General features: G+C 60.1%; 14 protein-coding genes and 1 tRNA gene. 10 read left to right on the forward strand and 5 right to left on the reverse strand.

What is annotated here, in order from left to right:
- The first annotated feature begins 58 nt into the window (after window positions 1–58).
- Complete coding sequence (locus AC1RO0_RS31210; RefSeq protein WP_498596395.1) at window positions 59–268, forward strand: 4-oxalocrotonate tautomerase; 210 nt, start codon at window positions 59–61, stop codon at window positions 266–268.
- A 151-nt stretch (window positions 269–419) separates the two neighbouring features.
- Here AC1RO0_RS31210 and AC1RO0_RS31215 read toward each other — a convergent pair whose 3' ends face one another.
- A complete protein-coding gene (locus AC1RO0_RS31215; RefSeq protein ID WP_498596396.1) occupies window positions 420–1,049 on the reverse strand; it encodes a glutathione S-transferase family protein in 630 nt (209 codons plus the stop codon).
- A 259-nt stretch (window positions 1,050–1,308) separates the two neighbouring features.
- Here AC1RO0_RS31215 and AC1RO0_RS31220 point away from each other — a divergent pair, with 259 nt between their 5' ends.
- Both AC1RO0_RS31220 and AC1RO0_RS31225 read left to right on the forward strand, forming a co-directional pair.
- Window positions 1,309–2,724, forward strand: coding sequence for an oligosaccharide flippase family protein (locus tag AC1RO0_RS31220; RefSeq protein WP_498596397.1), 1,416 nt, complete (start codon window positions 1,309–1,311; stop codon window positions 2,722–2,724).
- A 2-nt stretch (window positions 2,725–2,726) separates the two neighbouring features.
- A complete protein-coding gene (locus AC1RO0_RS31225; protein ID WP_498596398.1) occupies window positions 2,727–3,998 on the forward strand; it encodes a GNAT family N-acetyltransferase in 1,272 nt (423 codons plus the stop codon).
- On the opposite strand, the gene AC1RO0_RS31230 is transcribed toward AC1RO0_RS31225, so the two are convergent.
- A complete protein-coding gene (locus AC1RO0_RS31230; protein ID WP_498596399.1) occupies window positions 3,995–5,641 on the reverse strand; it encodes an AMP-binding protein in 1,647 nt (548 codons plus the stop codon). The two genes, AC1RO0_RS31225 and AC1RO0_RS31230, sit on opposite strands and share 4 nt — an antisense overlap.
- Before the next feature lie 102 nt (window positions 5,642–5,743).
- Window positions 5,744–6,697: a signal peptidase I gene (gene lepB / locus AC1RO0_RS31235; RefSeq protein WP_498596400.1), complete on the reverse strand. Its 954-nt coding sequence runs from the start codon at window positions 6,695–6,697 to the stop codon at window positions 5,744–5,746.
- Window positions 6,698–6,945: 248 nt separating this feature from the next.
- Between lepB and AC1RO0_RS31240 the strand changes: the two genes are divergently transcribed.
- Both AC1RO0_RS31240 and AC1RO0_RS31245 read left to right on the forward strand, forming a co-directional pair.
- Window positions 6,946–7,926 carry an aldo/keto reductase gene (locus AC1RO0_RS31240; protein WP_498596401.1) on the forward strand — a complete coding sequence of 327 codons (981 nt, stop codon included), beginning with the start codon at window positions 6,946–6,948 and terminating at the stop codon, window positions 7,924–7,926.
- Window positions 7,927–8,316: 390 nt separating this feature from the next.
- Entirely contained in the window at window positions 8,317–9,111 is a 795-nt protein-coding gene (locus tag AC1RO0_RS31245) for a class I SAM-dependent methyltransferase (RefSeq protein WP_498596402.1), read from the forward strand.
- A gap of 7 nt (window positions 9,112–9,118) precedes the next feature.
- On the opposite strand, the gene AC1RO0_RS31250 is transcribed toward AC1RO0_RS31245, so the two are convergent.
- A complete protein-coding gene (locus AC1RO0_RS31250; RefSeq protein WP_498596403.1) occupies window positions 9,119–9,706 on the reverse strand; it encodes a TetR/AcrR family transcriptional regulator in 588 nt (195 codons plus the stop codon).
- A 236-nt stretch (window positions 9,707–9,942) separates the two neighbouring features.
- Between AC1RO0_RS31250 and AC1RO0_RS31255 the strand changes: the two genes are divergently transcribed.
- The 3 genes from AC1RO0_RS31255 to AC1RO0_RS31265 all read left to right on the forward strand — a co-directional run bounded on the left by AC1RO0_RS31255 (window position 9,943) and on the right by AC1RO0_RS31265 (window position 13,022).
- The gene (locus AC1RO0_RS31255; RefSeq protein WP_498596404.1) at window positions 9,943–11,238 is read left to right on the forward strand and encodes an MFS transporter; all 1,296 of its coding nucleotides are present in this window, start codon (window positions 9,943–9,945) and stop codon (window positions 11,236–11,238) included.
- A 372-nt stretch (window positions 11,239–11,610) separates the two neighbouring features.
- Window positions 11,611–12,807 (forward strand): FkbM family methyltransferase, encoded by a 1,197-nt coding sequence (locus tag AC1RO0_RS31260; RefSeq protein ID WP_498596405.1) that lies wholly within the window; start codon window positions 11,611–11,613, stop codon window positions 12,805–12,807.
- A gap of 130 nt (window positions 12,808–12,937) precedes the next feature.
- Window positions 12,938–13,022 (forward strand) — tRNA-Leu (locus tag AC1RO0_RS31265).
- A 114-nt stretch (window positions 13,023–13,136) separates the two neighbouring features.
- Here the strand turns inward: AC1RO0_RS31265 and AC1RO0_RS31270 are convergent.
- Entirely contained in the window at window positions 13,137–13,325 is a 189-nt protein-coding gene (locus tag AC1RO0_RS31270; RefSeq protein ID WP_498596406.1) for a hypothetical protein, read from the reverse strand.
- A 1,159-nt stretch (window positions 13,326–14,484) separates the two neighbouring features.
- Here AC1RO0_RS31270 and AC1RO0_RS31275 point away from each other — a divergent pair.
- Together AC1RO0_RS31275 and AC1RO0_RS31280 are read left to right on the forward strand one after the other, a co-directional pair.
- Window positions 14,485–15,078, forward strand: coding sequence for a YqaA family protein (locus tag AC1RO0_RS31275; protein WP_007693662.1), 594 nt, complete (start codon window positions 14,485–14,487; stop codon window positions 15,076–15,078).
- A gap of 16 nt (window positions 15,079–15,094) precedes the next feature.
- Window positions 15,095–15,607, forward strand: coding sequence for a disulfide bond formation protein B (locus AC1RO0_RS31280; RefSeq protein ID WP_498596407.1), 513 nt, complete (start codon window positions 15,095–15,097; stop codon window positions 15,605–15,607).
- Window positions 15,608–15,733: the final 126 nt, after the last annotated feature.

A 15,733-nucleotide genomic window follows, 5' to 3' on the forward strand; every position in this document is an offset into this window, starting at 1 on the left:
ATAGTTCCCTTGCCTCAGCCGTCTCAGTTCGAGAAGGCAGTGAAACAGGAGCTCTCCAATGCCGACAATTCACCTCGAAATGCATCCAGGCCGAACACTCGAGCAAAAGCGTGATTTCGTCCGTAAGGTCACCCAGATTACCGCTGAAACGCTTGCCTGCCCGACGGACAGTGTGGATGTGTTGATCAGCGAGATTTCTCGCGAACACTGGGCCAAGGGCGGCCAGCTCGTATCGGATAAGGATGTGCCCCAAAAAACCGCGCGATGACGCGATGATCGTCCGCAGCAGCTGCAGCGGCATTGCCATCTATTGATCCACAAAATGCCGCCCCGGGCGGCATTTTGTCTGTGCAACGATCGGAAATGACCCTGCCTAATGAGTTCGAACTAGCAGCGGCTCGCAAGCAAGCTCAGCGCGCTCAGACAGCAGAATGCGGATCGTCGCTGTATGGATAGATCGGATAGCCAGAACCGATGACCTGCCGCACACGCTCAAACCAGGCGGCAAGTGCTGGATAATCGGTGAGAGCAAAACCGCAATCCTCTGCTCGGTGGCCATAGGCATAGACGGCGATATCCGCGATCGAAAACTCCTTGCCGACAAGAAACGGTGTATTGGCAAGGCCACGCTCCAGCGCGGCGAGAGCACGGGCGCCGGCTGTGCGTTTGGCGGCGACCATGGCCTGATTTAACTCAAGCCGTCCCGTCAATGTCCAGAAGCGCAGTGTACCGATGACCGGTTCGACGTGATACTGCTCGAAGAACAGCCATTGCATGACCTTGGCGCGCTGATAGCGCTCCGCCGGGAAGAATGGCGTGCCTTCGGCAAGATAGGCAAGGATTGCGTTTGATTCAGCGATCGTTCGTCCATCCTCCAGTTCAAGAACGGGAATGCCGCCTGCCGGGTTAAGATCGAGAAAGGCATCCGTGCGACCTTCACCCTCGAAAATCGACACCAGGCGGCTCTGGTACGGAATGTTCAGCAGCCCAAATAGGACCCTGGCTTTCCAGCCGTTCTGCGATGGCATGTAATCGTAAAGCGAGAGCATCCGATCCTCCAATCGTATTTCGTCAACTCTGCATGCCAACCCGCCACAAACCACCCGATTCCTGCGCAGAGGCTATAGAAACGACAGCGAGCATGCCGGTGCGTCGATCGCGGCTACCTCCGGATGGTGCATTCGGTGAACACATTGCCCCGCCGCACCCGCCATGTCATTTTTACCTGCCGGGAGAACCTATTCTTAACCCTCCTCTGCCAAAGCTATCGCGAGGTTGGGCTCATATTTAAAGTATTGCGTAACGATCATGACGGTCTTTCAAACAGCAGAGAGAATGCTGCCGTCCGGGCTGCGGGCCGTGCTGTCGCCATACTTGCGCAAACTCGCCCCTCTTCTCACCGGCACTGACGAAAAATCCGTCTCCCAACGCATGGCGCTGATCGCCTTCGTCATCCGCATCGCCGGCGCCGCCCTCGCCTTCATCTCGCAGATCGCGCTCGCCCGCATGATGGGCCGCTTCGAATACGGTATCTTCGTCTTTGTCTGGGTGTTGATGATCCTGTTCGGCAATCTCGCCTGCCTCGGCTTTCCGACCGCCATCATCCGTTTCCTGCCGCAATATGATGCCGGCGGCAATCATGACGCCATTCGCGGCCTGAACCGCACCGCGCGCCTCTTCGTGCTCTCCGTTGCCGGCGGACTGGCGCTGGTCGGCATGGCAGCACTCCATGCCTTCAGCGGCATGGTGGAGAGCTATTATGTGATGCCGATCTTCCTCGGCCTCATCGCCGTGCCGATGATCGCGCTCGGCGACGTTCTGGACGGCACGGCGCGCGCCAATCACTGGCCGGTCATGGCGCTGAGCCCGACCTTCCTCATCCGCCCGACACTGATCCTGCTCTTCATGCTGGCCGCGATCCTCGCCGGCGCCGCACATGATGCGGTCACCGCCATGACGGCAGCGCTTACAGCCGCATTCGTAACCGTGCTGTGCCAATATCTCGCGGTCACCTTCCGCCTGCGCCGTCATTATCCGAACGGCCCGAAGGCCATCGAGTTCAACGCCTGGCTCGCCGTCGCCTTTCCGGTCTTCCTGGTCGAAGGCGTCGGCTATCTGCTGACCAATTCCGATGTCGTCGTGGTCGGCATCTTCCTTGATCCAGGCGAGGTCGCCGTCTACTTCGCCGCCGCCAAGATCATGGCGCTGGTGCATTTCGTCTATTTCGCCGTCAAGGCCGCCATCGGGCCGCGCTTCGCCGCGATAATCGCTGAAAACGACCGCACCAAGCTCGCAGCCTACGCAACCGAGGCCACGCGCTGGACCTTCTTTCCGGCACTGGCCGTCGGGCTCATCGTACTCGCCGCCGGACAATTCCTGCTCTCGCTCTTCGGCGCCGCCTTCACAGAGGGCCAGGTGGTGATCGCCATTCTGCTTGCCGGCGTTCTTGTGAGGGCATTGGTCGGCCCGGCGGAGATACTGTTGATGATGGCGGATCGGCAGATGCTTTGCGTCTATCTCTATGCTGTCGCGCTCGTCGCCAATATCGGTCTCAACCTCCTGCTCATTCCGCATTTCGGGATCGAAGGTGCAGCCATCGCCACGGCGAGTGCCATGGCGGTCGAGGCCGTGCTGCTGCACATCGCCGTGCGCCGCGCGCTCGGCATCGTGCTTTTCGCCCTCATCCGCAGACCGATGACACCAGCAACCAGCGGGGCACTCTGACCATGGCGCGCGCTCCCTTCACCGAAAGCACCGACAGCCAAGTGAACGCGCTCACGCATACGCTTGCGGCGCTACATTTCGAACCGCCCAAGGCCGAGGCCCGCGTCGAGGTCGGCCGGACCGGCCGTGAACTCTGCCTCTATCCCGGCAAGCTCGGCTACGAGCTGCAAGACGAGCTGGATTTCCTCTCCAACCGCGCGATGGAGCCGAATGTCTTCTTCTCCGGCCGCTTCCTGGCGCCGGCCATGCCTCGCCTCGAGGACCGGCACATTCGCCTTGCGCTGATGCGCGACCAAAGCGGCGCCCGCAGCCGCATGCGCCTGCTGATGCCCTTCACTGTCGACAAGCCGGGTTTTGCCATCGGCCCCTCGATCATCCGCGTCTGGTCGAATTCCTTCGGTCCGCTCGGCACGCCGCTGGTGGATGCCGAGGAGGCCGGCGAAACGCTCGACAATCTCTTCGAGGCGCTGATCCAGCGCGAGCTGCAACTGCCGACGATGCTGGTGCTGCCGGATATCCGCCTGAACGGTCGTTTTGCGCAGATGGCAAAGGCCGTCGCCATCGGCCGCAACCTGCCGCTGACCGTTGCCAACCCCTATCGGCGACCGATGCTTCACAGCAGCGACGATGCGCTTGCCTATCTCAAGCGGACGATCTCGAACGCGCACCTGCGCGAAATGCGCCGCCAATGGCGCCTGCTGGAAAGCCATGGCGAGGTCGTCTACTCCGTCGCCCGCCAGCCGCGCGAGATCCATCAGCGCATGGAGGAATTTCTGGCGCTGGAGGCGAGCGGCTGGAAGGGCAAGAAGCGCAGCGCGCTGGTGACCGACCGCCATCACGCAGCCTTTGCCCGCGAAGCCGTTTCCAACCTTGCCGCCGTCGACGCCGTACGTATTCACACCATCGACCTCAACGGCAGGGCCATCGCTTCGATGATCGTGCTGATGATGGGCGGCGAAGCCTATACCTGGAAGACCGCCTACAACGAGGAATACGCCCGCTTCTCGCCGGGCAAGCTGTTGCTGGGCGAACTGACGGAATGGCATCTCGACGACGCCAACATCGTCCGCTCCGATTCCTGCGCCGCGCCCGACCATCCCGTCATGAGCCGCTTCTGGCAGGAGCGCGAGGACATGGGCACACTGATCATCGGCCTGACCCAGAACGGCGACCGCGATGTGCGGCAGGTCGCGGCGCAGCTGCATATGTATCGCAGCACCCGTAACATGGCAAAGCTGCTGCGCCAGAAGATCTTGTCGCTGACGAAGCGTTAGTCCTTCGTCTCAATGGTCTCGGCGACCGCCCGCTCGCGCAGCAACCGGCGGATCACCTTGCCCGAGGTCGTAAGCGGCAGTTCGTCGACGAATTCGATCTCGCGCGGATATTCATGCATGGAGAGCCGGGTCTTCACCCAGTCACGGATTTCAGAGGCCAGTGCCTTGCTTGGCGCGTAGCCCGGCACCAGCACCACATAGGCCTTGACGATCTCGGTGCGCACGGCATCCGGCTTGCCGACGGCCGCCGCCAGTTGGACGGCTGGATGACCGCCGAGGCAGTCCTCGATCTCGCTCGGGCCGATGCGATAGCCGGAGGAGGTAATGACATCGTCGTCGCGGCCGATGAAGGAGATATAGCCATCCGCATCCTGCCGGCCGAGATCGCCGGTCAGCATCCAGTCGCCGGCGAATTTTGCCGCCGTCGCCTTCTCGTCCCGCCAGTAGCCGAGGAACATCACCGGATCAGGCCGCTTTATGGCGATCTGCCCGCTCTCGCCCACCGGCACCTCCCGCCCCTCGGCATTGACGATGGCGACACGATGGCCGGGCACCGGCTTGCCCGTCGCCCCGCCACGGCTGACGCCGAAAGCGGCGCTTGAGGACAGAACGAAATTGCACTCGGTTTGTCCGAAGAATTCGTTGACGGTAACGCTCAGCGCCGACCGCGCCCATTCATAGGTCTCGCGCCCGAGCGCCTCGCCGGCAGAGCCGATGGTGCGCAGCTTGAGGTCATAAAGAGCGCGGGGATTGTCGACAGACTTCAGCAGCCGCAGCGCCGTCGGCGGGATAAAGGCGTTGCGCACGCCCATCTCGGCCATGATGCGGAAGGCCGTGTGAGCATCGAATTTCTGCGCAGGCGAGGAGACGACGGGCACACCAAGCATCAGGCTCGGCAGCAGCGCGTTCAGAAGACCGCCCGCCCAGGCCCAGTCCGACGGCGTCCAGAGCTTATCGCCTGATTGCGGAAAACTTTCATGCGCGAACTGCATGCCGGGAATATGCCCCGGCAGAACACGGTGGCCATGCAGCGCGCCCTTGGGCGGCCCGGTGGTGCCGGAGGTGAAAATCATCAGGGCCGGATCGTCCGGCCCGGTATCGGCGACCTCGAAGAGCGGCGGATGCGCGGCGATCAGATCGGCAAAACCGGTCACACCCTCCTCGCCGCCGTCGATGCTGATCACATGGGCTAGTTCCGGCAGGCGGTCGCGGATCGGCCGCAGCCGATCGAGGCCGAAGCGGTTCGTGACAATTGTCGAGGCACCCGCGACCTTCAGCCGATATTCCAGCGCTTCCACGCCGAACAGCAATGCCAACGGCAGGGCGATTGCCCCCATCTTGTAGATCGCCACATGCGCCACGACCGTTTCGAAGCTTTGCGGCAAAAGCAGCGCCACCCGGTCGCCACGCTGAACACCAAGCGTCGTCAAAGCATTGGCGAAGGCGGCGGACCGATCCCGCAGCTCGCCATAGGTCAGGGTGAGATGATGGCCATCCGGGCTGAAATGTTCGAGGCAAATCCGGTCCGGCTCCCGCTCGGCCCAATCGTCGCAGACCGCACGCCCGATATTGAATTTCGCCGGAATCTCCCAGCGAAAATCACGATAAAGGGCCTCATAGGTGTCGAGCGGGGGCAGTTGCATGCGGAATTCCGGAAAAATGTTGCAGTGCAGCTAACACTTCCTGAGCTGGCTATTCAAGAAAACAATTGGGATAGCCCAATCCCGCCGAACGCGACGCCAAGCCTAGCGCACGAGGGACCAGCCGGTCTTCGTTCCATCGCGGTGAAACAACAGCCAGAATTTGCCGTAGATATTCGCCTCCGGCACGAAGCCGACATCGAAGCGGCTATCGTTGGAATTATCGCGATTGTCGCCCATGACGAAATAATTCCCCTCGGGCACGATGTATTCGCCGGTATTGTCTCCCCGCGAATTCGGCGCGAGATCGAGCGTCCGATAGCGGACACCGTTGTCCAGCACTTCGCCGAAGACGGGAAGCACACCTGATTCCATGCTGTAGGTCGATGTGATCGTACCCTCGGCATCGCGCGGCACGGCCTGCCCGTTGATGAAAAGGATTCCATCCTTCATCTGGATGTGATCGCCGGGCAACCCGATGACGCGCTTCACGTAGTCGACCTCCGGCGCCGGAGGATAGGCAAAAATGACGACGTCCCCCCGCTTGGGCTTCGCGCCGAACATTTTCAGCGGAATCCAGTCGGCCCGGTACGGGAAGGAGTAGCGCCCATAACCGTAATTGAATTTTGTCACGAAGGCATAGTCGCCCGGCGTCAACGTCGGCATCATCGAACCGGAAGGGATCGTAAAAGGTTGGGCGATGAAGGAGCGGATGAGGAGCGCGACGACGATCGGCAGCAGCCAGAAGAACAGGAAGATATTGTACCAGCGGGAGAACCAGCGATATTGCCAATCGACCGTTCCTCTTCGCGCCAGCAAATAGCCGTGGATGCAGCCAAGCAGATGGAAGCACGCCGCCGCTACCGCAGCAGCCGCCATCAAAGTCAATTGCGGCAGCGCAAAGACTGCGAAAAACAGCGCCAGATTGGAGAGCAGGAGATAGACGACGGCCAGGCGCCCCTTGCCGAGATAGGCCATGACAATAGCAGGCCCCAGGATCAGGCCGATGATCCCGGCGGCAAGCGGGCGGCGATCTCGGAAGAATCGAATGAAACGCATGGAAGCTCTCCGGTTGCTCGAACCACCATCATTACACAACCAATGCCTGTGTTTGAATGCCCTGGCATGGCAATCCCCACAAACTGCGCCATCTTTGTTTAGTGCTGCTTCAAAGCCTATCGCGAATTATTGAGCTAATCGGCGGAGCTTTGCTCCGCTAGTCTGATTATGATGGTACATCCACTCTGCCCCATTGCAGCGGCGGAGCGCCTGCCTATCGGATATCCAGAACAGGATGGAGACGATCGATGGAATACGTGAAGTTTGGCAAAACCGGTCTTGAAGTGTCCCGCATCTGCCTGGGCTGCATGACCTATGGCGACCCCAATAAAGGCACCCATGCCTGGTCGCTGAAGGAAGAGGAAAGCCGCCCGCTGCTCCGGCAGGCGATCGAGGCCGGCATCAACTTCCTCGATACGGCGAACACCTATTCCAACGGCTCGTCGGAAGAGATCGTCGGCCGCGCCATCAAGGATTTCTCCCGCCGCGAAGACATCGTCCTGGCGACAAAGGTGTTCAACCGCATGCGTCCCGGCCCGAACGGCGCCGGCCTGTCGCGCAAGGCGATTTTCGACGAGATCGACAACAGCCTGCGCCGCCTCGGCACCGACTATGTCGACCTCTACCAGATCCATCGCTGGGACTACACGACGCCGATCGAGGAAACGCTGGAAGCACTGCACGATGTCGTCAAGGCCGGCAAGGCCCGCTATATCGGCGCCTCCTCGATGTATGCCTGGCAGTTCGCCAAGGCGATCTACACCTCGCGTCTCAACGGCTGGACCGAATTCGTCAGCATGCAGGATCACCTGAACCTGCTCTATCGCGAGGAAGAGCGCGAGATGCTGCCTTTCTGCGAAGACCAGAAAATCGCTGTCATCCCCTGGAGCCCGCTCGCCCGTGGTCGCCTCACCCGCGACTGGGACGAGGCGACGGCGCGCACGGAATCGGACGAGTTCGGCAAGACGCTCTACACACAGGCGCTCGAATCCGACCGCAAGGTCGTCGAGGCTGTTGGCGTGATCGCCAAGGCGCGTGGCATTGCCCGCGCCCAAGTCGCCACCGCCTGGATCCTGCAGAAAAGCGCCGTCACCGCCCCGATCGTCGGCGCCTCCAAGCCCGGCCACATCACTGACGCCGTCGCCTCGCTGGCCGTCAAATTGACGCCGGAAGAGATCGAGGCACTGGAATCGCCTTACGTCCCGCATGGGGTTGCCGGGTTCAAGTGAGGGTTTTGGAGCTGGGCAGTTAAGGGCCGTGATGCCGCGACCTTGTGCATGGCCCCTCACCCTGCATATGAGATGGGATCGTTGCCGCGCAACCCCTTCTCCCCTCGGGGGTCCGAAGGACGGGTTGAGACCCGTGGCTCAACCCCGGTCAGGTGCCGACAGGCGGATGAGGGGGTGCCAGGAGCGCAAAAGCGGATGGGTTCAGAGCGGTTAGCCCCCTCATCCGACCCTTCGGGCCACCTTCTCCCCAAGGGGAGAAGGAGTTGCGGCACTGGCGGTCCCAATCTCCAAAGCCAATTGCACCCGCGGCAAATCGCGCAAACGTTATTTCACGCCCCGGTCACAGTTGGGTCATAACAGGGTAAGGCTCCCTACCCCGAGGATCCACCCATGACCACCATGCCCTTCGAAGCGCGGCGTTTCCAATCCACCGCGGCCTATTACCTGCGCTATCGCATTCCCTATCCGGACACCTTGATCGCCCGCGTTGCCGAGCGCAGCGGCCTGAAGGCCGGCGACCATGTGCTTGACCTCGGCTCCGGCCCCGGCCAGCTCGGCATCGCCTTCGCGCGGCTCGAGGGCGCCACAGTCACCGCGATGGATCCGGAGCCGGAAATGCTCGCCGCCGCTGAAGCCGGCGCCAAAGAAGCCGGCGTCGGGATCACCGTCCGCCAAGGGTCTTCCTATGATCTTGCCCCTGACATCGGCAAGCTGCGCCTCTGCATCATGGGCCGTTCGTTCCACTGGATGGACCGCCCGGCCACACTCGCAGCCCTCGACCAATTGATCGAGCCTGATGGGGCGGTCGTGCTGTTCCACGACAAGACGATACTGGCGACGCCCGACTGGCGCGGCATCGTCGAAAAGCTGGCGGAGACTTTTTCACCGGAGCGGCACGAGGAGCGCCTGCTGCGCAAGGGCAAGACATGGGCGCCGCATGAGACAATGCTGCTCGCCTCGCCCTTCCGCAATCTCGAGCGCATCGGCATCGTCAGGGAATATGAGCGGGACATCGAGGACATCGTCGGCCGCGTCTTCTCGATGTCCTCCACCTCGCCGCAAGCGCTTGGCGACAAGCTGACGGATTTCGAGGCGGCGCTGCGGGCCGAACTGTTGGAAGTCGCACCCGACGGCAAAATCACGGAGATCGTCGAGGCCAACGGGCTACTGGCTTTCCGCGACTAATCTGACATCACTCCTTGCCGCTTTCCGGCGCGGGCGTCAGCTCCTGCCGGGTGGCGGCCAGGAATTCCTGCGATAGCTCGGGATTGTCCATTGCCCGCGCCAGGATGACGGCGCCGACCATGGCCGAAAGGCTGACGAGTGCCTTGCGGCGGCGCTCTTCCGGCGTTTCGCCGGGCGTGATCTCCTCGAGGATCGCCGCCATGCCCATCAGGCCGCCGGTAAAGGTCGACTGCATTTTCGGACCGTGACGGCTGACCTCCTGCGTCAATGCTGCGAAGACGCAGCCGGTCGCATGCTCGACGACATTGCGATGTGAAAGATAATGCGTGAGCAGCGCATCCAGCGGCTCGCCCGGCGCACCGTCGACCACTTCCTTCCAGCGCTCCAGCGAGCGAGACACCACCGCCTTGCTGGCCTCGCAGGCCAGTTCGTCCTTCGATTCGAAATGGCCGTAGAAGCCGCCATGCGTCAGCCCGGCCGCCTTCATGATGTCCGCGACGCCAATGCCGTCAAAACCCTTTTCACGAAAAAGCTCACCCGCCACAGCGAGGATCTTCTCACGGTTCTCGGCGAATTTTTCCCGGCTCACTCTCATCAAAAAACTCCATCAGAGCTTCAATAAATATGAATTGACAATTTATATGATGACCATCATGAATATGCAACAAATATGATCGCTATCATCTAAATGCCTTTGCACAATCGTTCAAGCCGGGAGAAGGGCATTGCGATACGAGCGAATATGACATCACCGACTCTTTTCAGGCTGGCAGCCGCCGACCTTTGCCGATCTTGAATGCCGAAACACGAAACCCCACTGGAACGCATCCCATGGTCTCCACAGTTCTCGCCTCGACGCTGGCCCGCCGCAACATCCATTACGGATGGGTCGTCGTCGGCGCCACTTTCCTCACCATGCTCGTCACCGCCGGCGCCATGGGCGCCCCCGGCGTGCTCATCAAGCCGCTGGAAGACGAGTTCGGCTGGAGCACCTCGTCCATTTCCTCGGCGCTTGCCGTCCGTCTGGTGCTGTTCGGCCTGATGGGGCCTTTCGCTGCTGCCTTCATGAACTATTTCGGCGTCCGCAAGGTCATCGTCTTTGCGCTCGCCACCATCAGCGTCGGCTTCATCGGCTCGCTGTTCATGACGCAAGTCTGGCAGTTGCTGCTCTGCTGGGGCATCATCGTCGGCTTCGGCACCGGGCTGACCGCCATGGTGCTCGCCGCCACGGTGTCCACGCGCTGGTTCACCAAGCATCGCGGCCTCGTCATCGGCATGCTCTCGGCAAGCTCCGCCACCGGCCAGCTCGTCTTCCTGCCGCTGATGGCCGAGCTGACGACCCACTACGGCTGGCGCACCACCGTAATCTTCGTCTGCGGCATGATCGTCGTCGCAGCCCTGATCGTGCTGCTGTTGATGCGCGACCGCCCGTCGGACATGAACCTGCCGCTCGTCGGCGAGATCCACGTCACGCCGCCGCCACCCGCCAAGAGCCTGAAGGCGGCGCTCGCCTCACCGATCGTCATCCTGAAGGAAGCGTCTAGGAGCTCGACCTTCTGGATCCTGGCAGCCACCTTCTTCATCTGCGGGCTCTCCACAAACGGCCTGATCCAGACGCATTTCGTCACGCTCTGCGGTGATTTCGGCATCGTGCCGGTGGCCGCCGCCAGCGTGCTGGCCGTCATGGGCATCTTCGATTTCTTCGGCACCATCGGCTCTGGCTGGCTCTCCGACCGCTTCGACAATCGCTGGCTGCTCTTCTGGTATTACGGCCTGCGCGGCCTGTCGCTGGTCTACCTGCCCTTTAGCGACTTCACCTTCTATGGCCTGTCGATCTTCGCCGTCTTCTACGGCCTCGACTGGATCGCCACCGTGCCGCCGACCGTCAAGATCGCCGCCGACCGTTTCGGCCGCGAAAAGGCCGGCCTGGTCTTCGGCTGGGTCTTTGCCGCCCACCAGCTCGGCGCCGCGACCGCCGCCTATGGCGCCGGCCTGACCCGCACCGAACTCAACACCTACCTCCCCGCCTTCTTCGTCGCCGGCGCCTTCTGCGTGCTCGCCGCCATCCTGGCGCTGACCATCAGCAAGCCCGGCTCGACGGATAGGGCTCCGGCGATGGCGCACTGAGGCAAACAGAGAAATGCCCATGGCGACAAACTATCGCCATGGGCCGAGCCGCAACCCTGCGGAACACTCGCAATAACTCGCGCACCCGACTTGCGCGCTCGATCATAGAGCAAGCGCCCTTAGTATTCTGCCTCTGATGACATTCGAAAAATAAGGCGTTTCAACGGATATCATTTCCGTTGTCTCGTACCTTGCAGATGGTTGGAGACATATTGCGTCTAAGCCGGACAGAACACGGCAATATTGTAGCCCCTCGAAAATTAGTCTTGCCAAACATGATCTTAGATAGCAACCTCTCGCTCGCCTCAAGGTTGCGACAGCATCCCTGCGGGACACCCACTTCCGTCTCCCTCGTCAATAAGGAAACAGGTTTTGATCCATTCCAAGACTGGGCAAGTTGTGAATGAACAAGGGAACGAGCGTGTGTCTGTCAAGAAGGGGCAAGCAGGATGGGTACTCTATGGCCCTTATGTGACCCTTTCACCGGGACGCTATATCGTCGAATTTCCTATCGAGGCCGACCCGGCCGTGCCGGTTGACACAGTTTGCTGCAATATCGATGTCGTTGCAGGTTTCGGCTCTCGGACTCTGGTACAAAAGCGCCTCACCGGCGCTGAGCTGCTACGATCGGATAAGCGCGTTGCCCTGCAGTTCGATGCGGATGAGGAAGACGTCTTTGAATTCCGAGTCGTTTCAACCGGGGCGGGAGCGTTCACCGTAAAGGTCGATCGCCCCTTGAAGCGGATCGACCTTCAGGGCAACCAGATACTGGAAGTCGTCCTACCGGAGATGGCCAATCCACTATTCAAGGACCATGCCGACAAATTCAAGCATTTCGAGAAGAACGGCTTTACCTTCCAAGTCACCGCGCAGGATATTATCGCTGATTTTTCCGGAACCAGATTTTATGTCTACAATGAAGAAGATCTCCAGGTCCTGCATGAGATTTTCATTCACAACGAATACAATTTCATCACCGGGCGCGACAAGATTGTCGTCGACATCGGCATGAATGCCGGCCTAGCATCGCTATTCATGGCGAAGGATCCGACCGTGCGGGAGGTGTATGCATTCGAGCCTTTCTCGCTACCTCATGCCAGGGCACTGAAGAATTTCGCGCTGAACCCGAAGACCGCCACCAAGATCAAGCCAAACCAATTCGGACTGGGCGAAAAAGACGAGCAGACGGAAGTCTTGGTCCACTCCGATGCAACGATCGGCATCTCTGTAAGGGGGGCCGATGCCGGAAAACCTGAGACAATCCGTATCAAGGAAGCCGCCTCTGTCATCGGCCCGCTGGCCGAGCGCGCCAGGAAGGCGGGCATGGACCTCGTTATCAAGATGGATTGCGAGGGATCCGAGTTTGGGATTTTCAAGACGCTGGCGCAGCACGAACTTTTCGGCTCCATCGATGCCATGGTGATCGAATGGCACAAATGGTGGTCCAAGGAGCTGACCCAGATGGACCTCATTGCTCCGTTGCTTAAGGCCGGCTTCATCGTGCTTGACAAGACCCAGCTATCCAACCCTCACGCGGGATTGTGTTATGCGGTAAGAGCCGCGCGGTGATCATTCGCGACATGTGGGGCAAAAACAACACGTTCGACCCCAAGATTCCCTTTCCGACCTCATTGAGCCATGCCTCATCTTCTCGCCTTGACTTCATGGCTGTCTCCATCTAGTGGAGCTACGTCATGATGCCCCATTGGCGGAATTGGTAGACGCGCTCGACTCAAAATCGAGTTTCGAAAGAAGTGCTGGTTCGACTCCGGCATGGGGCACCACCATCCGGCCGAACAGCCAAATTTTACCCAATAAAAAACCCGCTCGCGGCGGGCTTTCCGATTCGAACATTCAATTGGCTGAGCGTACCTTTCGGGCGGCCGCTCAAGATGTCCTCAAGCCGGGCGCTGCGGGCGTGTTGGCCGTTCCCGCTCTATACGCAGTGCTTTAAGAAGAGCAGCCTTCTCCAGCCGTTGAGGGACTTTGCCTGTGGTGATCTCGCGAAACACTGTGTCGGTCTTTTCACTGATCTTGCACTTGAATCCCTTGCGGGTTTTCAAGGTTGGAGCGATATGGACTGGCATTATCTGCATCCTCCGTTTGAGTTGCTGGTCGGTTGGGCAAGGGCTTTCACCGCTGGCATCATGATGGCGCCCGCCGTCATCGCTGACGGCTCTCACCTATCGTTGCATGCCAAGAGGGAAGAAGACGATTTCACTTCCGCACAAAAGCGGAAACCGTTTCCTATGAGAGCTGTCATAGCACGGTTTTCCAGGAATATTTTACTTTAATTTCACATTAACTTTTATATCAGCGTAACTCATTGAACATGCACGCAAGAACCCGGCCATGCCTTGAAGGAACGAAGCGCTCCCTCAAGGTGCGGCCGGGATCCTGCGGATGGAAAACCCGCCATTGCTGGCGGGCTTTCCTTACTGCTGAGCGGGTGCCGTCGCGGGCGGCGTTGACGTTGCCGGTGGCTGTGTCGTCGCTGGCGGCTGGGTCGTTGTGCTCTGAGACGACGGAGCGGTTGCTTCCATCGAACTCGTGTGAGGCCAGAAGTTCCACGCCAATGCGGCTACCACAGCCGCCGCCAGGATAACCAGCCACGATGCCCAGGGCGGGCGACGTGACAGCGGCGGCGTTCCGAGGTCTGGATTTGGTCTATTGAAATCGTTGCTCATAGCGATACTCCTCCACATCACGAACCATAAACCCTTGGATGCAGAAAAAGTTCCAAAGCACGGCAGGGTACATGTGATAAAGGCATCAGCCCTGCAACAGGCGCCACCCATCCGGACGGCGATCAGCAGAATTCAGTGAATCACAGGAAGATTAGCAATGAGCATGAGAGCAATACCAGCGGATAGAACCGATGTTTCGATGAAGAAAATCGCGTACTGTCGTCCGGTGAAAAATAAATTAAACCGCCTCATCTAAATTCTCCTTGTCTGATTATTTTAATTATTGCCTCAACATAACATGGATTACCCGGAAATATTTAATTTCTTTGGAAAATTCGCCACAAAGATAGATATCGACTGAACATGGAGACCGAAAAAACTGTCATTAGCGCAGTGTTCGGAACCCGAAACATAAGAAAACACTAAACAAAAACGCAGCGACGCCGATCACCCCGGCTTCACGAAAAATTTTGACTTTGTGCTGCCCGCCCAAGCCTGCGGCCATTTACAGCCACAATCCTCGTCCCTAAAGGTGTGCAACGCAGCAAAAGGGGGTACCATGCTACGTAGACTCTACGATTGGACCATGTCGCTGGCCGGCCGCAAATCGGCGGAAGTCTGGTTGGCCGTTATCGCCTTCGTCGAAAGCTCCGTCTTTCTTGTCCCCGCGGACGTCCTGTTTCTGCCCATGTCGCTCGCCAAGCCCGAGCGGGCCTGGCGTTATGCACTGACGGCGACCATCGCCTCCGTGCTCGGCGGCATCGCTGGCTGGGCGCTCGGCTACTACGCCTTCGAGACCATCGCCAAGCCGATCCTGGAATTCTACGGCAAGCTCGACGCCTTCAACCAGATGAGCGCAGGCGTCACCTACGAATGGATCGTTCTGCTGCTGGTCACCTCCGGCCTTGCGCATCTGCCGCCGATCAAGGTGGTGACGATCCTCTCCGGCGTCGCTCACATTGATCTCGGCCTGTTCATCATCTCGGCCATCGTCGCCCGTGGCGCCCGCTTCTTCTTCCTCGCCTTTCTGCTGCGTCGCTACGGCGAATCGATCCGCCACTTCATCGAGAAGCGCCTCGGCCAGATCACCATGGCCGCCGCCGGCATTCTCATCGCCCTCTACGGCATCTTCCATTTTGCTCTGGCAAACTGACCACGGAGCCCCTTTGATGTCCCAGACTTTGACCTCCTCTCGCGCCGGCCTCGGTTATTCGGCGTTGCTTGCGATCGGCATGATCATCGTCGTCGGCTCGGCGCTCGGCTTCCAGTATATCGGCCACTACATCCCCTGCGCGCTCTGCCTGGAGCAGCGCCAGCCCTATTACTACGGCATTCCCGTCGCGATCGTCGCAGCCCTGACGGCCGTCCTCCGCCTGCCTTCCTGGATCACCCGCACGCTGCTGGCGATCGCCGGCCTCCTGATGGTGTACGGCGGCGGCATCGGCGTCTATCACGCCGGTGTCGAATGGCATTTCTGGGCCGGACCGGCGACCTGCTCCACCTCGGCCAGCAGCTTGACGCAGAATGCCGGCGACCTCCTGAACGAGCTCAGCACCGTCAAAGGCCCATCCTGCACGGAAGCGGCACTGCGCGTCCTCGGCATCTCGATGGCCGGCTGGAACGTGGTCGCCAGCGTGATCCTGGCGGCGATTGCGTTTGTTGGTGTGAAGAAGGCTGGTTGAGCAAACTGAGATAGTCAGGAGAGCCAGTGGGGCCGCAGCTAGATGCCTGGCCCCTCACCCTAGCCCTTGTAACTTAGAACAGACCGTGTGTGCTACTATTGGCCTCGCGGTGGCGGATGGAAGACC

The sequence above is a fragment of the Rhizobium sp. GW821-FHT14E12 genome, from assembly GCF_058803745.1.